This window comes from Roseateles oligotrophus (assembly GCF_014204525.1).
GTDB lineage: Bacteria > Pseudomonadota > Gammaproteobacteria > Burkholderiales > Burkholderiaceae_C > Paucibacter_A > Paucibacter_A oligotrophus_A.
Window position 1 is genome coordinate 283,493 of record NZ_JACHLP010000005.1, and the last position, 16,538, is coordinate 300,030.

The following is a 16,538-nucleotide window of genomic DNA, read 5'->3' on the forward strand; positions in this document are numbered from 1 at the left end:
GCAGTTGAGGAACCTGAATCTGTCACTCCCAGCGCTTGGCGCGCTATCAAATTGCGGTCGTTCAATATTGCAATTCAACGTCGCCGTTGATAATCCGCTGTAATAACAGGTTAGAAATCAGAGTCGCTGCTCGTCCTCGGGCCGAAGCGGTGAGTGGGACCAATTCATGCTGTTCAGTAGCGCGCTGGCGTCAGCGTCGCACTCGTGCCGATAGTGGTGCTGATGCGCGAACGAAATGCTTGCATCGCCGTGAACAAAGCCGAGCGCTCGAAGTTCCGATGAGTACCGGTCGATCGGGCCGTAGGCGAAGATCTGGTTATGGCGATCCCATACCACCGTGGCTTGATCGCTCGAAGAATGAGCCCAAATGTCAAACCTGGCGTCTGACGATAGGAAATTGCCAAACCGCTGCACGAATTCATGAAATTGTTGCTGCGACATCGCCGGACTTTGGTAGCGACCTGGTTCGCCTTCGCCCCGAGGCGTATGCAGCACGTAGAGCAAGAAGTAGGGAGGCTCTAGGCATGAGACCAGATGGACAAACGGAGTCGGGTCACCGCCTGGAACGCCGGCCAGAATTCGTTCGCTCAGGTCGTTCGCGGAAACGCTGAAGACTGCTTTGTGGGAGTACGGAACCCAGCTATCGGCGATGGCGTGAGACAACTTCTGCATATGAGGTCTACCGTTGAAGTCGAGCCGACTCGCGGCGGCCTGCCGACGCGAGTCGGCTCGGGCGAGAGGGTAGGCCTCTTGCGGGCATCGCTCCGGCGATCAAGCGCAGCCTTCCACGTACTGGATGCTCTCATCGCCGGCGTAGATCTCGGTCACTCGGTCCCCGCCAATCTCGAACTTCACGCCGAAGCGCTTGCCCTGTTCCCAGACGAAGTAATAGAAGCCGTGGTCGTCGTACTTGTGCTGTTCGATCTCCAGTCGGCTGCCAAATACCTGTTTGAGTCGGGCGGTCGAATCTCCGACCTTGATGCCCGAGAGCGTCTGGATATTTGGGTTTGAAATCACAATGCGAGTGATCTTGCCGTTCTGGACCATGAGGCTCAGGCCTTCGAAGCCCTTCTCCGGGTACAGGTGGTCGCAGGAGGGGTCGAGCGCTCGGCCCTCGAAGGTCCTCAAGCGTGTGCCCATCAGGCCGGTTGCTTCGGACGGCGTCATCCCAGCCCGGATCGGCCCGTATCCACGCGTCGTGATCCGCCAAGCGTCGTCTGCGGAACTGATCAAGGGACAGAGGAGCAAGACAGCGAGCGCTGCGGCGGTGTGTTTCATGAGGAAGAAGGAGGCTGGGAAATAACTTGTTTTCTGCATGGCATGCAGAACGAGTTGTTTGGTCGTGTGGGTAGTTTTTCCATCGCAGACTTGACGGTGCCGTCTGTGTCCTTTCGACCCATTCTGACCGATTTGCAGCGTGGCTTTGCGACTCCGACCTCAATCACGCCAGCCACCCGCTGTTCGCTCCAAGCCCGCGCCCATGCAGGGCGCACAAGGAAAAGCGGCGCCCGCAGGCGCCTCTTGCTCTGATTCGGCTTGCTACTTCGCTATTGCTTGAGGATCCACTCCACCCCGCTCTTGAGCTCCGCATCGCCGATTTTCTCGGCTGGGTTGGGCGGCATCGGGATGGGGCCGTAGACGCCCTTGCCGCCGCTGCGGACTTTCTGCATCAGGGCCACGGTGGCGTCCTGGCCTTTGTACTTGGCGGCGATGTCCTTGAAGGACGGGCCGACCAGTTTCTTGTCCTTGGTGTGGCAGGCCATGCAGCCGGCCTTGTTCAAGGCTTCTTCATTGGCTTGAGCGGCGGGGGCGGCCAGCAAGGCAGTCGCGGCCAGCAAAAATGGAAGTGCGCGCATCTGTCATTTCTCCTTTGAAAAACAGGGGGCGGGTAGGCCGCCCCCCGAGCGATCAATACACGTCGTGCTGGGTGTTGTAGACGTTGAACTTGCCGGTCGGCGTGATCAGGCGCGGGTCCTTGATCACGGCCTTGAGCTTGAGCGTCTTGTCGTCCACCACGACGATGGCGCTTTCCTTGTCCTTGGCGGACCAGACGGAGAACCAGACTTCGTCGCCGGCCTTGTTGTACTCCGGTTGAACCACGCGTTTGGCGCCGTCATCCTTCAGGCCGGCCCATTCGGCGATGGGCAGGACCTTGTAGCCCTTGTCCAGGGCATTGATGTCAAACACGGCGACCGACTGGGAGATGGCGGCGTCGGGGTTGAGCGGTGTGTCGGAGTACAGATGGTTGGATTTCGGGTGCGTCTTGATGAACAAGGCGCCGCCGCCCTGGCCCTTGATCTGCGCCACTTCCTTGAAGGCGTATTGCTTGTGCTTGATGGGGTCGGTCGCCACCAGGGAGATGGCCTCGTCACCCAGGTGGCCGGTGCTCCAGACCGGGCCGAACTTGGGGTGCACAAAGTTGGCGCCGCGACCTGGGTGGGGGATCTTGCTGACGTCCACCAGCTTGACCAGCTTGTCTTCCTTGGCGTCCACCACGGCGATCTTGTTGCTCTGGTTGGCGGCCACCATGAAGTAGCGCTTGCTGCTGTCCCAGCCGCCGTCGTGCAGGAAGCGGGCGGTGCCGATCTCGGTGGTCTTGAGCGCGTTGAGGTCCGAGTAGTCGACCATCAAGGTCTTGCCGGTTTCCTTGACGTTGACGATGAACTCGGGCCGGAAGTGGCTGGCCACGATGGAGGCGACACGCGGCTCGGGGTGGTATTCCTGCTTGTCCACCGTGTTGCCGCGGGTGGAGACGATCTTCAGCGGCTCCAGCGTGTCGCCCTTCATGATGACGTATTGCGGCGGCCAGTAGGAGCCGGCGATCACCAGCTTGTCCTCGAAGCCCTTGTACTTGCTGGCCTCGACCGAGCGGGCCTCCAGGCCCATGCGGATCTCGGCCACGTTGTCGGGCTTCTCCATCCACAGATCGATCATATTGATCTTGGCATCGCGGCCGATCACGAAGAGATAGCGGCCCGAGGCCGAGGTGCGCGAGATGTGCACCGCGTAGCCGGTCTTGACGATATTGATGATCTGCTTGGTGTCGCCGTCGATCAGCGCCACTTCGCCGGTGTCGCGCAAGGTGGTGGAGAAGATGTTCTCGATGTTGTACTTGTTCATCTTCTTGGTCGGCCGCTTCTCGGGCGGTATCACGACCTTCCAGGTTGCCTTCATATCGGCCATGCCGAATTCGGGCGGCGTCGGCGCGTCGTGCTGGATGTAGCGCGCCATCAGGTCCACCTGCTGCTCGCTCATCTCGCCCGAGGTCTGCCAATTGGGCATGCCGGCGGGCGAGCCGTAGGCGATGAAGACCTTCAGATAGTCGGTGCCCTTGCCCAGCGTGATGTCGGGGGTCAACGGCTTGCCGGTGGCACCTTTGCGCAGCACGCCGTGGCAGCCGGCGCAGCGCTCGAAGTAGATCTTGCGGGCGACGTCGAACTCGGCCTGCGTCATCGGCGGCGCCTTGGGGTTGCTGCTTTGCACCATGGGCACATCGGTCAGGGCGGAGGGGGCGGCGTGGTACTTCACATCCCCCGCACTGACGTCCTTCTTGCCTTCCTGGGCCACGGCGCTCAGGGGCAATGCGGCCAACAAGGCCAGCTGGCCCATCAGGCTGAGCCGCAGCATGGCGCTGCGAGTCGGGTGTTTATGGGCTGTTCTGTCTTGCTTCATGTCATACCTCTTTTCTTCTGAATGAAACTCGGAGTGCGGGTTGAAAGTCCTGAGAACTGCGGTGATCCTCCCGCTGCACCCCGGCCGCGTCCTTGAACTGGGTTAAGGACGCGGCATGCCGCTCGGCATAGACGCCACGCTTGAGCCAGCGCAAGTCAAAGCCTTGTGGCAACACAAGCCATGGCGCCGGCCGGCGCGCTAGGCCGCGCTTCTCGGGCCTCGCCTGCACCGGGCCGCAGAGGCATAGCGCGGAATTTGACCGGATCTCAGCGAAGCCCTGGCTGGCCTTTTGCCCGACAGAAATGCTCGGATTCTTATGCCAGGTCAATGTCGAGCGCAGGCCTTCGATGGTCGACTACGGATTCAGGAATTGACGCCCGCATCCACACAGAAAGCAGCGCCTCATGAATGCTTCGATTCACACAGAAACCAGCCCCTACAGCGGCCCGCAACTCAGCCCGGCCCAGTTGCAAGCCCGGCAGGTGCGTCAGGCGCTTGAGCAGGCCTGGCCGGCGCTGGCCGATGTGCCTCAGACCCTGAACGAGCTTGCCGGCCTGGGCCGCACGCATCGCGTGCGCGCCCGCGGCCGGGTGTTGAATGAAGGCCTCGCCAACAAGGGCAGCCTGTGGTTGCTGCTGCGCGGCAAGGTCAGCATGGGCAAACGTTCGGACAAGGGCAAATGGTGGCAGAGCCACTCGCTGGCCGCCGGCCAATGGCTGGACTTGTCGAGTGCCTGGAGCCAGTCGCTCTACCCGGAGACCGCCATCGCCACGACGGCGGTGCTGGCGCATGAGTTCCCCGCCAACGAGGTGCTGCGACTGAGTCGTGAGGAGCCGGTGCTGTTGGGCGCTTTGCTGGCCAGCCTGGCCCGTTGCAGCTGCGAGGCCATCGCGGCCCGCCAGGCGCTGACGACCAAGGACTTCCCGGTGCGCCTGGCCGAGTGGCTGCTGGAGCAGTTGCAGCTGTCGGACAGCCCCGACCACCTGCTCATCAAGGAGCTCAAACGCGATCTCGCCGCACAGCTGGGCGCCACACCCGAGACCTTGTCACGCACCTTGCGCCAGTTTCAGGAGAGTGGCTTGATCACGATGCAGCACAGCGAGGTCTGGATCCCCGATGCCCAGCGCTTGCGCAGTTTTTGCCGGGCCGGCAGCGCCGCTTGAACCTCGGCTTTGCACAAGCCGGCGGCGATCCGCGCAAAGCTGATTGGCCCAGTAGCACCCGGGCCGGATCGACGGCCATCATCTGCAGTGATAACTGCCTATCGCACAGACAATGCGCCGCCCCCTGATTCACGGGATAGGCGCCAATCATCGGCGCCATGACACTCAATTTGTTAGTTATGTTTATCGACATGGGCTGACCAAATTTCAACCCGATACCTATCAAATTCAGATGAAATTCAAGACAACGCTGCTGGCCCCGATCGCAATGGCCGCCTCCCTCCTTGCTGCCTCGATGGGCGCACAGGCCGAGGTGAAGGTCTATACCAACGAAGCCGAATTCCTGGCGGCCATCAGCAACAAGGGGGTCGATCACTTCGAAGGGCTTCCCAACTGGACCAATCTTGGCTCACCCCTGAATCGCACGGCGGGTGTTCATAGCTACAACGCCAGTACGTTTGGGTCCGGCTCCGAACTGTATGTCGCGAATGGCTTTCAGAATGCTACTTGGCTGGTCGGTTGGGGCAATGGCAACAGCATTCCCTGGCTATCGTTGGATAAATTCTCTTCTGGCGTACAGGCTGTTGGAGGAAATTTCTTCTCTCAACCATCCGACAATAAACCGACAACCAAGACGGATTTGGTTGTTTGGGGCAAGGATGGCAGCTTCGCCCAACTGAGACTCGCCAACGAAACTAACACCTTCCTGGGCTTTGTTTCCACTAGCGGCCTGAGCGAACTAAAGCTGCAAATTCAACAAGATGCTGGCATTCCTCTGGGGGCCATTGGCGTCAGCAATCTGACCCTCGGCAGCGTCACCGCCGTCCCCGAACCCCAGACCTACGCCCTGATGCTGGGCGGTCTCGGCCTGGTGGGCTGGATGGCCAGCCGCCGCAAGAAGGGCGAAGCGGATCAGCAGGCCTGATAAGGCCTTGCACACAAACACCTGCAGGTGTTTGTGGCTGGCGACGCGTCGGCTGGGCCACGGATATCGTGGCCCAGCCGATTGTTTTTGGGCCGCCTCGGCGGCACAGCGTTCGCGTCTTTTTTATTTCATGCGTTTGCCCTTGGCTCGGGCCGCAGCAACCAAGCCATCGTCAAAGCAAACAACAGCAAGGCCAGCCCATGGCCCACGCCGGCCAGGGCCAGCCCATCGGCCCAGCCGCCCAGCCAGGCCAGGGTGCGCAAGAGCAGGCTGGCGCCCATCAGGGCCAGCGGCACAAGCGCCCAGCGGCTGGGGCGTGGCCGCAGGCCGGCCAAGGGCGGCAGCATCAGCGGCGCATGGCCGAACACCATGGCGAACACAAAACCCAGCCACAGCAGATGCCAGGCCACGCCGCCGGCAGCGCCCTGGCCCAGCAGCCCGGCCACCGCCGCCGCCAAAAGCCAGACATAGCCCAGCAGCAGGCAGATCGCCGTGTGGCCGGCCCAGCCGGGCAGGCGCCACTGCAAGCGCGCCAGATCGAAGCGCAAAAGCCACAGGGCCAGCAGGCCCAGCACCGCCCAGCCCAAACGCGCCGCCTGCTCGGGCCAGACGCCCATCAACAGCGCCACCGCCACCAGCAAGGCCCAGGCGCACAGAAAGGCCTGGGCGGCCCAGCGCGGCAGGGGCCGCAAGCGCATCAGCTCGCGCCGCTCGCCCACGATGGTCAGCACCAGAAACAGGCTCCAGCCCCAGCGCGCCTGGCCGGCCGCACCCAGCGCAAAAGCCAGCGCCGCCCACAGCAGGGCCAGGGCGCCCGTGGCCTCCACAGCCAAGGGCAGCGAGACGGCGCGATAACGCCCCGCCCACAGGTACAGGCCCAGCAGACCCAGGGCGCTGAACACCCACAGCCCGGCCGCCCAGGGCCACAGGCCAGCCCAAGCCAGCAGGCCGGCCGCCCCCGAAGCCAGCGGCACCCAGACGCCGCGCCGCAAGGCGACGGCTCGCTCCAGGCTGATCAGCGTGGCGAAGAAGCCGGCCATCATGAACACGCCATGGCCGGCCAGGGTTTGGCTGCCCGCGGCGAGGGGCAGCCCCAGACGCTGCAGGCCGCCGGAGAGGCCGGCCAGCAGGTTCAGCATCGCCAGCAGCAGGCTCAACAGCAGCCAGTGGCGGGCCAGGGCCGCCGGCTGGCTCGGTCTCATGGCGCCTCACTCCAGCCCAGGCGGGCGCGCAAGGCCGGCGTCATGCGTGCGGGCGACCAGGGCAGGCCCCAGTCCATATCGACCTCGACCCGCCAATCGGGCGGGCACTGGGCTTCGATGGCGCGGCCGGCTTCTTCCATCAGCTGGTCCGCCATCGGGCAGGTGGCGCTGGTGGGGATGAGCAGCAACTCGGCCAGACCGGGGCTCAAGCTCAGCGACTCCAGCAGGCCCAGGGCGACGATGCTCTCGCCGATCTCGGGGTCCATGACCTGGGCCAAGGCGTCCATGATGCGCTGGCGCAGGGCGGCCATATCGGATTCGTTCATCGATTGCTTTCTTTTGGTTGAGGCGGGTTCAGCAGCCAGGGGCCATAGCGCCCCGCCCAGCACAGGGCCAGCAGCGCAAAAACGGCGCCGGCCAGGGCCAGCAGCGGGCCGCGTTGGGCACCGACATCGGCCGCCAGGCGGATCAGGATGGTGGCTTGCAGAAGTGCTTGCATGGCCCAGAGCGGGCGGTCCACCGCCACACTGCGGCCCTGCTGCACGGCGCTGACCCGGCTGGCCATGGCCAGCAAGGTCGTGCACATAAAGCCCAGGCTCATCGCGTGCAGGGGCGCCAGGCCGAGCAGGCCGGGCCGGCCGCTGGCCGCGGCGGCCAGGGCCGCGGCTTCGAGCAAAAAGCTCAGGCCCAGCCAGAGATAGCCCAGATGCAGCTGGGCCACCAGCGGCGTGCGCCTGGCCGCCGCCAGCTCCGGCGCCCAGGCATCACGCCAGAGCCAGAGGCCCAGGCCCAGCAAGGCCGCCGCAGCGGGCCAGGCCAAAAGCATAGGCGGCGGGTAGCCTAGCAGGGCGGCCAAGCCCAGTGCCGCGCGCAAGCCCAGGCCACTCAGCAGGGCCAGCAGGAGCAGGGGCTGGCGGCGCCCGTCCTGGTGCAAAAAGGGCGTGAGCCGCTGCAAGGCCAGGGCAAATACGCCGGCCACGCCCAGGCTCAGGCCGGCATGGATGGCCAGGCGCAGCGGCAGGCGTTGCTCGGCAAGCAAGGCCAGGGCCGCCAGGGCCTGGCACAGGGCCAGCACGAGCAAGCCCAGGGCCAGGCCCCGCGCATGGCCCGAGCGCCTGGCGCCGGGCTGGCGGCAGGCGGCCCAGATGAGCAGGCTGGCATTGCCAAGCACCAGGGCCGGCAGGGCCGCGCCCAGCACGGCCATGCCGCGTTCGCCCAGCGCCGCACCTGCCAGCAGCAAGGCCCAGCCCAACACGGCAAGCCATGCCCTGGGCCAAAAAGAAGGCCAGGCCGGCGGCGCGGCCAAGCCCAGCCAGCGCGGCACCGTGGTCAAGGCAAAGCCGGCGATGAAGAGCGGCATAAAGCCCAGGCCCATGCTCCAGCCATGCAGCAGGTTTGCGGGCAGCAGCAGCTCGGTATGAGGTGCAGCGGGCAGCAGCTGCCAGGCCCAGAAGCCAGCGGCGCCCAGCCAGACCGCGGCTGCGGCGCTGAAGAAGGGGCGGTGTGGCGAGGCCAAGACCAGGGCCCAATCTAGCGTGGCACGAAGAACACGGCCTTGGCCGTGAAGATCCTGCCGCCGCCCAGTTCCTGGGCCTCGATCTGCACGGGGTGGGCGCCGGCCGGCAAGCCGGCGGCGGGCTGCAAGCGCAATTGCATGGGCAGGGTGGCGATGCCGGAGGCCGGCACCTTGAAGCTCTGCGCGCCCTGGGCCAGCAGGCGCAGGCCGGGCAGGCCCTCGGCCCGCAGGCGCAGTTGCAGCGGCGCTTCGCTGCGGTTGATCAGCTGCAGGCGGTAGACGTTTTCAATTTCGCCGTCCTCCACCTGGCGCGCCATGAGCTGGCGGTCCTTGATCACATCGATCAAGAGCGCTTTGCGCTGAGACACGCTGAGGACGAAGGCCAGGCTGAGTGCCGCCAAGGCCGTGCCGTAGAGCAGCACCCGTGGCCGCAGCACGCGCGCCAGCATCTGCCGGCGGCTCCAGTGGCCGCGGATGCCGTTCTCGGTGGCATAGCGGATCAGGCCGCGCGGGGCGCCAACCTTGTCCATCACCTGGTCGCAGACGTCGATGCAGGCGGCGCAGCCTATGCACTCGTTCTGCAGGCCGTTGCGGATGTCGATGCCGGTGGGGCAGACCTGCACGCACAGGGTGCAGTCCACGCAGTCCGCGGCGCCGCTGACCTGTGACGTTAAGGCCTGCTTGCGCGAGCGTGCGCCGCGCGGTTCGCCGCGCTGGGCGTCGTAGCTGATGATGAGCGAGTCGGCATCGATCAGGGCGCTCTGAAAGCGCGCATAGGGGCAGATGTATTTGCACATCTGCTCGCGCAGAAAGCCGGCATTGCCATAGGTGGCGCCGGCGTAAAACAGCACCCAGAACAGCGGCCAGGCCTGCAGCTCCAGGCTCAGCACCTGGTCGGCCAGTTCACGCACCGGGATGAAATAGGCCACAAAGCTGAAGCCGGTCAGCAGCGACAGGGCCAGCCAGCCGCCGTGCTTGGCGGCTTTGCGCGCCAGCTTGTGCCAGGACCAGGGTTCGCGGTCCAGGCGCATACGGGCCTGGCGATCGCCCTCGGTGTGGCGCTCGATCCAGAGGAACATCTCGGTGTACACCGTTTGCGGGCAGCTATAGCCGCACCACAGGCGCCCGGCCACGGCCGTGAAGAAGAACAGCGCCAGAGCGCTGAGCACCAGCAGGGCCGCCAGATAGATGAAGTCCTGCGGGTAGAGCAGCAGGCCCAGCACGTAGAAGCGGCCGGCCTCCAGATCGAACAACAGGGCCTGGCGGCCGTTCCACTGCAGCCAGGGCATGCCGTAGAAGAAGAGCTGGGTCAGCGCCACCATCAGCCAACGCCAGTTGGCAAAGCGACCGCTGACCGAGCGGGGGTAGACCTTGGCTTCGGCCACGTAGAGCGGGATCACCCGCTGCGGCGCAGCCGGCTTGTCAGACGGGCTCATGCTTGCCCTTTTTGTGCAGCTTGATTTCCAGCAGCCCTTGCTTGGCCCTGGCCGGCAGGGGGCTGAGCAGATCGGCCAGGCTGTGGCGGTCCAGTTGCTCCAGAAAGGCCGCCAGGGCCTCGTTGAAGATGCCGGTCAGCCGGCAGCGGCCGGTGAGATTGCAGGCATTGCCCGTGCCCAGGCATTCGACCAGGTAGAAGTCCGTCTCGATGGCCCGCACCAGCTCGCCCAGCATGATCTCGCTCGGGGCCAGTGCCAGACGCATGCCGCCGCCCTTGCCGCGCACCGTGCTGATCCAGCCGCCCAGGCCCAGCTGGTGGGTGATCTTGGTCAGATGGGCTTCGGAGATGCCATAGGCCTGCGCGATTTCCGCGGTGGTGCAGAGCCGCTCCGGGTGTTGGCCCAGATAGAGCAGCATGCGCAGGGCATAGTCGGTCATGGTGGTCAGGCGCATATCGAGTCCTTCTCAGCCAGGCAGGCCGTCCACCCGGGGGCGCATCAGCATGGGGACGTAACGCCACAGGTAGAGGGCAAAAGCCAGGGCCCAGAGCGCCGACGACAGCCACACCGCCTCCAGCAAGGCGGCCGGCCACAGCAGGGGCACAAACACCCGCAGCAGGGCGGCGGCCAGCACGGCCAGGTAGGCGGCGGTCTCGATGGGGCCGGCCTTGAGCGGCCGGCCGGTATGGCCCAGGGCCGTGCGGGTGATCATGCCCAGGGTGATGAGGCCGATCAAACCCACCGTTAGCGCGTGGGTGGCCAGCGAGGGCGGCACCCATCCCAGGGCCGATGCTGCACGCAAGGCCAGGTGAATCAGCAGCCAGGCATAGGCCGCGTGCAGCACCCAGACCAGCGGATTGCCCCGCGTCTTCCAGGGCTGCCAGAGGGCGAAGCGCCAACTGTGTGCCAGCAGGGCCGGCAGCAGCACCAGCAGCGTCAGCGAGCCGCTCAGGCCCAGGCCGTCGCAGGCAGCCAGCAGCAAGACGCTGCCGAGTGCGGCCTGCTCCACCCGGGGTTCGCGCCGCGCATTCATGCCCGGCACGCCGTTGTTGGAGAACATGGGCACGACGCGGCCGGCCATCACGGCAATCATGAACAGCAAAACGTCGAGCGCCAGCGGCAGGCCCAGGCCGCTGGCCAGGGCGCCGGGCAGGGGCAGCCGGCCCGCCTGGTTCAGATGCAGGGCCGCCGTGGCCAGGCCCATGGCCAGCAAGAGGCCGACGAAGAAGTAGTTGCGCCGGTTGCCGCCGGCGTGCAAGGCCCGCCACAAGCCCCAGGCGGCCAGCCAGGGCACGGCCAGATTGACGATCAGCGAGGCCCAAAGCCAGGGCGACAGCACCAGCACGCGGGCCAGCAGCCAGAGGGCGGCCAAGGCCATCAGCGGCCGGCCGGTGGGCGTGGGCTGGCCCGACCAATTGCGCCCGGCCGTGAAAAGAAAGCCGATGACGATGGCCAGGGCGTAGCCGAACACCATTTCATGAGCATGCCAGGCCGGGCCGCGCAGGCCGCCGCTGCCCAGCAGGCCGCTGAATTGCAGCGCCCACAAGGGCACGGACAGCAGGGCCAGCAAGGCCGCCAGCAGATAGAAGGGGCGAAAGCCCAAGTCCCACAGCGCCAGGCCTTCGCCAGGCCGGCGCCGCACAGGGGGCTCTTGCAATTGCACGAAAACTTGACTCATCGCGACCTCTCTGCCTGGCTGGGCTCAGTTCCCGCTGCAGCAGCCGCAGCAGCTCTTGCCCGCCGGGCGGCGGCCGATGCGCAAGCGCCACTGCTGCGGCCCGGCCTCCAGCACCTCCCAATCAAACTGCCCCGGCCAAAGCGATTGGAATTGCTGCTTCAGCGGCAGCGGCTCGTGGTCGCTGTGCAACTCAAACCATGCACCGACGGGCAGGCTCTCAAAGTGCTGAAAGATCAGGCCGTGACGCTGGGCGGGCGGAATCTGGCGCACATCGATGGTGGCGGCCACAGTGCCGGCGGGGACGGTATTCATGCGGGCTCCTATAAGTTGCATTTTGGATGCAGCTATTGTCCCGAGAACTCTCGCCAAAAGCAATATTTTAAATATAGATTAAAGAAAAAGACGCCGCGTCTGGCCCCCACAGTGCGGGCGCATCAGTCCTTGCTGGGGCGATGCCAGTGCCAGGCGGCGAGGATGAGCAGGCCCAGGCCCGTGTGGAACAGGCCGAAACCGGCGTGCAGGGATTCCGGCACCAGGTAGTACAGCCCATAGGCCGTCAGCACGGTGCAGGCCGCCAGGCCGCTGAGGACCAGGCCGGTTTTTCGCTGGGTGGCACGGCTGGGCTCCCGCGTCATGCGCCAACCCGGCGGGATGTGTTGGCCGGCCACCGCGCCCAGGCCCAGCAGGGCGGCAAAGCTGCCCAGGCCGTGCAAGCGCATGGCCCAGGGCTCCCAGGGCGAGGGTAGGCCTTCCAGGCCATCGGCGCTGCCGCCGGGGCCGTAGTGCAGCCACAACCAAGCGCCGCCGCTGAGCAGGAGCAGCAGGGCCGAGGAGTAGATCCAGCGCTTCAGCCAGGGGCTCAGCTTCAGGCGGGGGCGGTGATGTCTCATGCGGAAAATTGTGTGTGCAGGAAAGCACGGGCGCCGAAGCGTAGCAGCAAAGGATGCTGCGGATTGCCGCTGCAGGCGACCAGCTTGGTCAGGGCATCGGCCCAGAGGCAGCGTGGGGCCGCCACACTCACATGGCCCGCCTGGGCGGCCGCGGCCGGGTAGGCGGCGCTGCGGCTGTGGGCGGCGAAATAGCTGGTGGCAAAGCTGCCCTCGGCCAATTGGCCGAACTCGCGCACGCCACCGGTCTCCTCATCGCGCAGCTGCAGGCGCAGGCTCAGCGCACCGAAGACCCGCAGATCGCCGCCCGCATTGACGCTGCCCAGCGCGCAGCCGGCGCGTCGCAGCGCGGCCACCGCTCGGTCCACCGCAAAGCCTTTGGCGATGCCGCCCAGGTCCAGGCGGACCGTGTCGCCCAGCTTGTGCAAGCGTCGGCCTTGCAGGCGCCAGGCTTGCGGGCCCGTGCCCTGGCTGATGTCGAAACGGCCTTCGCTCGCCAGCTGCAGCAGGGCCGCCGCGCGCAGCAAGCGGGCGCTCAAGGGCGCCAGCACCAGGCTGTGGCCGGCGGGCAGGGCGTTGAAGCGGGCGATATCGCTGCCGGCCTCGAAGCGCGACAAGCAGGCCTGCACCGCCTGCACCGCCGCAAAGCCGGCCTCGAACTGGACCGGCACGGCCTGCTCGGGTAGGGCGATCTCCAGCAAGGTGCCCAGCAGGGGGCGGGCACGGCGCAGCAAGGTGGGGCTCATATCAGTTATCCATAGCGCTGCGCGCCACCCGCAAGGCATGAAACCAAGTACAAAAAGTCAACCACAGAGTCACAGAGACACAGAGAAAGCAAGCTTTGAATTCCTCTGTGTCTCTGTGACTCTGTGGTCGCATTTGAATTTGGGGTTTTGTCTCAGCTCAGCAGGCCGGCCTTCTGGGCAAGCTCCAACGTGGCCAGCAGGCGTTTGACGCCCTCCGTCACATGGCTGCAGCTGAGTGTGGCGCCGGAGATATTGGCGATGTCCTCGCCCACCTGCAGGGGCGCGGCGCTGTTCTTGCCGATGAATTGCTTGCGCCAGGCCGGCAGGCGGATCTCGGCCCCATGGCTCTCGCGGTAGCTGAGGATTTCCACGCCCCGGATGCGCCCGTCCAGCCCGACGGCGGTGGCATAGCCGATTTGCTCAAACTTGCCCAGCACCTGGTCGCTGGCCAGCACGCCCAGCAAGTCCTTGCCGCGCCAGGCCAGGCGCAGCTGCAGATGGGCGCTGCGCGGCTTGAAGCCTTTCTCGGCCAGCTTTTGCAGCAGGGCCGGCTCCAGCAAGAGGTCGCGCGCCTCGAAGCGGTCGGCCTCCTGGAACAGCAGCTTGGCGGCTTGCTCGGCACTCAGATAGTCCACCGCAAAGCTGCTGACCGGGGCCAGCGCGGCCAGACCCAGGGCCGCGCTGAGCTGCAAGCGCATCAGAAGCTCCAGCCGACGCCGAGGTTGAAGCGATCCATGTCCTTGTTCTCGCGGAAGCGCTGCAGATCGGCCTTGAACACCACGCCATCCGTCAGGCGGAAGTTGGCGCCGACGGTGAAGATGCGTTCGGTGGGCGCGGCGGCCGGGGTCAGGCCCTGGCCCAGATCGGCATAGCTGCGCGCGGTGTTGACCTGCTCCCAGCGGGCAAAGGGCGACAGGCGGTAGCTGCCCTGTTCCCACAGCTTGTAGGCGGCCTGGGCATACCAGCCGTCGAAGCTGGCCGGGATCAGGTTGTCACCACCCACCAGCGGGGCGTTGAGGGCGGCGGTATTGGAGATGGTGCCCTTGGCGTAGACGGCGCTCAGGTCCCAGCGGCCCGGCGTCCAGCGGGCGTGCACGTCCCACAGGCTGATGCGGGACTCCAGCTCGGTCTGGCGCTGCGTGGCCTTGCCGCTGAAGACGCTGGCGCCCAGCAGGAGGCCGGGCAGGCCGCGCCAGTTGGCGGCGCCGAACAGGGCCAGATCGTGGGCCTTGGCCTGGGCCATTTCCTGGTGGATGGCGCCCAGGGGCGACTCGCGGCCCTCGCTGCTGGCGGCGTCCCATTTGTTCAGATTGAAGCCGGTGCTGATGCCGGCCTGCAGGCTCAGGCCACTGCCCAGATTGCTGACCAGTTGGAAGCCGCCTTCGCGCCAGGTGCTGGGGATGATGGCGGTCTCGACGAAATTGCGCTCGACGCCGTAGTAATTGGGCGGCTCGTGGTTCTCGTTGAGCAAGCCCACAGGCATCAGGAACAGGCCGCCGCGCAGCGTGAACAAGGGGTTGATCTGGTGTTCGATATAGGCCTGCTCGATGGCGACTTCGCCGCCGTCGCTGGCCGACGCGATGCCGTGTTCGATCTCGATCTCGGTGACCACCTTGGTCTTCTCGTCGAAGCGATGCTGGTAGCCCAGCACGACCCGGCGCAGATCGGCCTGGGCGTCCTTGCTATTGCTGGGGCGGTTGTAATTGATCTCGGCATAGCCGCTGATGACGGTGCTGGGTTCGCCATTGCCGCGTGTGGCGGCTTCGGCCGCGGCGCTGCTGGTGGCCGGCGCGGCGGCCGGTGCCGGTGCCGGCGCGGCGGCCTGCTTTTGCTGCAGGGTCTGCAACTCGGTTTTGAGCTTGGCGAGCTCGGTGCTGAGCTGGTCGAGCCGGCGCATCAGTTCCAGCTCGGTGCTGGTTTGAGCCTGGCTGGCGCTAGCGCCCAGGGCCAGTGAAAGGGCCAGGGCCAGCGGAGAGAGACGGGGAGAGAGGAGGGACATGGACTGCTCTTTGTTTTGATTTGCGGATGGATGGTGGGCGTCGCTTACTTCTTGAAGCCGTCGCTGAGCGTGGCCAGGAAGGCCAGCACATCGTCGATTTCCTGCTCGCTCAGCGCCGGGGCCTCACCGGGCTTGCGGTTGTAAGGGCCTTCGCTGGTGTTGACGTTTTTGTGCAGCTCGGCGGGCAGGTCGTCGAACTTGTTGACCCGGCCGTCGGCCGTCAGCGAGTACCACTTCTGCGGGTCGGTATCACGCTGCACATAAAACTGCAGCACTTCGCGCAGGCTGGTGAAACGGCCGTTATGGAAGTAGCTCAGGCGCTGCGTCACATTGCGCAGGCTGGGCACCTTGAAGGCGCCGCAGAGCTCTTGGCGCGCCGTCAGATCGCCGCCTTCCCGGGCGCACAGGCCCAGGTCGAAGAAGGCGGGGTCGGCGTTCTGGCTCAGCTTGGCGTTGCGGGGCACGCCCAGATTGTCGTAGCTGAAGTCGGTGAACAGCGGGTGGCTGCCGTCGGCGCCCTTGGCGGAGGGGTGGCAGGCGGCGCAATTGCCCTTGTCCTTGGCGTTGAAGAGCGCCAGGCCGCGCAGTTCCTGCGGATTCAGGGCTAGCTTACCGCGCAGGAACTCGTCGTACTTGCTGTCGAAGGGCTGGAACTCCGGGCTCTGCTCATAGGCTTGCAAGACCAGGGTCATGCGGTTCAAAGCGTCTTGCGGCCGGCTGAAGATGTCGGCACCGAACATGGCGGCGAACTCCGCCGCGTAGCTGGCGCGCGCCAGCTTGGCGATCAGCGCCTCGACGCTCTCATTGGCCATCTCCTTGGGATTGAAGAAGGGCTTGCCGGCCTGGTCCTGCAAGGATGTGGCGCGGCCGTCCCAGAAGAAGCCGCCGGCCGCCTTGCCCTCGGCGTCGAAGTGGAAGGGGGTGTTGCTGGCCAGATAGCGTATGCCCGGCGAGTTGCGCCCGCCTTGCTGATCCAGCGAGGGCCCGCCCAGCTGCGTCGGCAAATCGTTGGGGCCGGCATGGCCGGTGGCCGTTGCATGGCAGCTGGCGCAAGCCTGCTGGCCGGAGGCCGACAAGGAGATGTCGTTGAAGATTTTTTCGCCCAACTCCGCGCGGCTGATTGTGGCGGCGGGCGGGTTGCTGCCTTGGTCGCTGCTGCCGCCGCCGCAGGCCGTCAAGGCCAGGCTCAGGCCGAGCACGAGAGCGGCAGGCAGGGGGCGGAAGATGGACCGTTGGGGCTTGGGGCAGGGCGAAACGCGGGGGAGGACGTACAGCTGCTGGTTCAAGATCGGACTTCTTTTTTGGAAAAATTCT

At 65.8% G+C, this 16,538-nt stretch carries 18 protein-coding genes; 2 read left to right on the plus strand and 16 right to left on the minus strand.

What is annotated here, in order from left to right; all coding sequences use genetic code 11:
- Positions 1-117: 117 nt before the first annotated feature.
- The 4 genes from HNP55_RS13760 to HNP55_RS13775 form a co-directional block, all read right to left on the minus strand.
- Positions 118-672 (minus strand): hypothetical protein, encoded by a 555-nt coding sequence (locus HNP55_RS13760; protein ID WP_184300295.1) that lies wholly within the window; start codon positions 670-672, stop codon positions 118-120.
- 99 nt (positions 673-771) lie between these two features.
- On the minus strand, positions 772-1,278 hold the full coding sequence (locus HNP55_RS13765; RefSeq protein WP_184300298.1) for a hypothetical protein: 507 nt from the start codon (positions 1,276-1,278) through the stop codon (positions 772-774).
- Between the two features lie 269 nt (positions 1,279-1,547).
- Positions 1,548-1,856: a c-type cytochrome gene (locus tag HNP55_RS13770; RefSeq protein WP_184300301.1), complete on the minus strand. Its 309-nt coding sequence runs from the start codon at positions 1,854-1,856 to the stop codon at positions 1,548-1,550.
- A 52-nt stretch (positions 1,857-1,908) separates the two neighbouring features.
- Positions 1,909-3,627: a cytochrome D1 domain-containing protein gene (locus tag HNP55_RS13775; RefSeq protein ID WP_184300744.1), complete on the minus strand. Its 1,719-nt coding sequence runs from the start codon at positions 3,625-3,627 to the stop codon at positions 1,909-1,911.
- A gap of 449 nt (positions 3,628-4,076) precedes the next feature.
- Between HNP55_RS13775 and HNP55_RS13780 the strand changes: the two genes are divergently transcribed.
- Positions 4,077-4,835 carry a Crp/Fnr family transcriptional regulator gene (locus tag HNP55_RS13780; protein ID WP_184300304.1) on the plus strand — a complete coding sequence of 253 codons (759 nt, stop codon included), beginning with the start codon at positions 4,077-4,079 and terminating at the stop codon, positions 4,833-4,835.
- A gap of 112 nt (positions 4,836-4,947) precedes the next feature.
- Entirely contained in the window at positions 4,948-5,760 is an 813-nt protein-coding gene (locus HNP55_RS13785) for a PEP-CTERM sorting domain-containing protein (RefSeq protein ID WP_246448403.1), read from the plus strand.
- 128 nt (positions 5,761-5,888) lie between these two features.
- Here HNP55_RS13785 and HNP55_RS13790 read toward each other — a convergent pair whose 3' ends face one another.
- The 12 genes from HNP55_RS13790 to HNP55_RS13845 form a co-directional block, all read right to left on the minus strand.
- On the minus strand, positions 5,889-6,962 hold the full coding sequence (locus HNP55_RS13790; protein WP_184300307.1) for a hypothetical protein: 1,074 nt from the start codon (positions 6,960-6,962) through the stop codon (positions 5,889-5,891).
- A complete protein-coding gene (locus HNP55_RS13795; RefSeq protein WP_221439581.1) occupies positions 6,959-7,288 on the minus strand; it encodes a metal-sulfur cluster assembly factor in 330 nt (109 codons plus the stop codon). The genes HNP55_RS13790 and HNP55_RS13795 overlap by 4 nt, the downstream gene beginning before the upstream one ends.
- On the minus strand, positions 7,285-8,478 hold the full coding sequence (locus HNP55_RS13800; RefSeq protein ID WP_184300310.1) for an NnrS family protein: 1,194 nt from the start codon (positions 8,476-8,478) through the stop codon (positions 7,285-7,287). The genes HNP55_RS13795 and HNP55_RS13800 overlap by 4 nt, the downstream gene beginning before the upstream one ends.
- A gap of 14 nt (positions 8,479-8,492) precedes the next feature.
- The gene (gene ccoG, locus HNP55_RS13805) at positions 8,493-9,914 is read right to left on the minus strand and encodes a cytochrome c oxidase accessory protein CcoG (protein WP_184300313.1); all 1,422 of its coding nucleotides are present in this window, start codon (positions 9,912-9,914) and stop codon (positions 8,493-8,495) included.
- Positions 9,901-10,368 carry an RrF2 family transcriptional regulator gene (locus HNP55_RS13810; protein WP_184300316.1) on the minus strand — a complete coding sequence of 156 codons (468 nt, stop codon included), beginning with the start codon at positions 10,366-10,368 and terminating at the stop codon, positions 9,901-9,903. The genes ccoG and HNP55_RS13810 overlap by 14 nt, the downstream gene beginning before the upstream one ends.
- A 12-nt stretch (positions 10,369-10,380) precedes the next feature.
- A complete protein-coding gene (locus HNP55_RS13815) occupies positions 10,381-11,592 on the minus strand; it encodes an NnrS family protein (RefSeq protein ID WP_184300318.1) in 1,212 nt (403 codons plus the stop codon).
- A gap of 24 nt (positions 11,593-11,616) precedes the next feature.
- Positions 11,617-11,904: a DUF2249 domain-containing protein gene (locus HNP55_RS13820; RefSeq protein ID WP_184300321.1), complete on the minus strand. Its 288-nt coding sequence runs from the start codon at positions 11,902-11,904 to the stop codon at positions 11,617-11,619.
- Positions 11,905-12,026: 122 nt separating this feature from the next.
- The gene (locus HNP55_RS13825; RefSeq protein WP_184300324.1) at positions 12,027-12,482 is read right to left on the minus strand and encodes a hypothetical protein; all 456 of its coding nucleotides are present in this window, start codon (positions 12,480-12,482) and stop codon (positions 12,027-12,029) included.
- Entirely contained in the window at positions 12,479-13,225 is a 747-nt protein-coding gene (locus HNP55_RS13830) for an FAD:protein FMN transferase (RefSeq protein WP_184300327.1), read from the minus strand. The genes HNP55_RS13825 and HNP55_RS13830 overlap by 4 nt, the downstream gene beginning before the upstream one ends.
- A 152-nt stretch (positions 13,226-13,377) precedes the next feature.
- Positions 13,378-13,923, minus strand: coding sequence for an FMN-binding protein (locus HNP55_RS13835; protein ID WP_184300330.1), 546 nt, complete (start codon positions 13,921-13,923; stop codon positions 13,378-13,380).
- Positions 13,923-15,224, minus strand: coding sequence for a hypothetical protein (locus tag HNP55_RS13840; RefSeq protein ID WP_184300333.1), 1,302 nt, complete (start codon positions 15,222-15,224; stop codon positions 13,923-13,925). The genes HNP55_RS13835 and HNP55_RS13840 overlap by 1 nt, the downstream gene beginning before the upstream one ends.
- 44 nt (positions 15,225-15,268) lie before the next feature.
- Positions 15,269-16,510, minus strand: a complete 1,242-nt coding sequence (locus tag HNP55_RS13845) for a cytochrome-c peroxidase (RefSeq protein ID WP_246448405.1) — start codon at positions 16,508-16,510, stop codon at positions 15,269-15,271.
- Positions 16,511-16,538: the final 28 nt, after the last annotated feature.

Excerpts from the sequence above, each read along its gene's own strand:
- HNP55_RS13760 (WP_184300295.1), bottom strand. The coding sequence starts at position 672 with ATGCAGAAGTTGTCTCACGCCATCGCCGATAGCTGGGTTCCGTACTCC.
- HNP55_RS13780 (WP_184300304.1), top strand. The coding sequence starts at position 4,077 with ATGAATGCTTCGATTCACACAGAAACCAGCCCCTACAGCGGCCCGCAA.
- HNP55_RS13835 (WP_184300330.1), bottom strand. The coding sequence starts at position 13,923 with ATGCGCTTGCAGCTCAGCGCGGCCCTGGGTCTGGCCGCGCTGGCCCCG.
- HNP55_RS13765 (WP_184300298.1), bottom strand. The coding sequence starts at position 1,278 with ATGAAACACACCGCCGCAGCGCTCGCTGTCTTGCTCCTCTGTCCCTTG.
- HNP55_RS13775 (WP_184300744.1), bottom strand. The coding sequence starts at position 3,627 with ATGCTGCGGCTCAGCCTGATGGGCCAGCTGGCCTTGTTGGCCGCATTG.
- HNP55_RS13820 (WP_184300321.1), bottom strand. The coding sequence starts at position 11,904 with ATGAATACCGTCCCCGCCGGCACTGTGGCCGCCACCATCGATGTGCGC.
- HNP55_RS13790 (WP_184300307.1), bottom strand. The coding sequence starts at position 6,962 with ATGAGACCGAGCCAGCCGGCGGCCCTGGCCCGCCACTGGCTGCTGTTG.
- HNP55_RS13815 (WP_184300318.1), bottom strand. The coding sequence starts at position 11,592 with ATGAGTCAAGTTTTCGTGCAATTGCAAGAGCCCCCTGTGCGGCGCCGG.
- HNP55_RS13840 (WP_184300333.1), bottom strand. The coding sequence starts at position 15,224 with ATGTCCCTCCTCTCTCCCCGTCTCTCTCCGCTGGCCCTGGCCCTTTCA.
- HNP55_RS13785 (WP_246448403.1), top strand. The coding sequence starts at position 4,948 with ATGCGCCGCCCCCTGATTCACGGGATAGGCGCCAATCATCGGCGCCAT.
- HNP55_RS13770 (WP_184300301.1), bottom strand. The coding sequence starts at position 1,856 with ATGCGCGCACTTCCATTTTTGCTGGCCGCGACTGCCTTGCTGGCCGCC.
- HNP55_RS13810 (WP_184300316.1), bottom strand. The coding sequence starts at position 10,368 with ATGCGCCTGACCACCATGACCGACTATGCCCTGCGCATGCTGCTCTAT.
- HNP55_RS13795 (WP_221439581.1), bottom strand. The coding sequence starts at position 7,288 with ATGAACGAATCCGATATGGCCGCCCTGCGCCAGCGCATCATGGACGCC.
- HNP55_RS13825 (WP_184300324.1), bottom strand. The coding sequence starts at position 12,482 with ATGAGACATCACCGCCCCCGCCTGAAGCTGAGCCCCTGGCTGAAGCGC.
- ccoG (WP_184300313.1), bottom strand. The coding sequence starts at position 9,914 with ATGAGCCCGTCTGACAAGCCGGCTGCGCCGCAGCGGGTGATCCCGCTC.
- HNP55_RS13830 (WP_184300327.1), bottom strand. The coding sequence starts at position 13,225 with ATGAGCCCCACCTTGCTGCGCCGTGCCCGCCCCCTGCTGGGCACCTTG.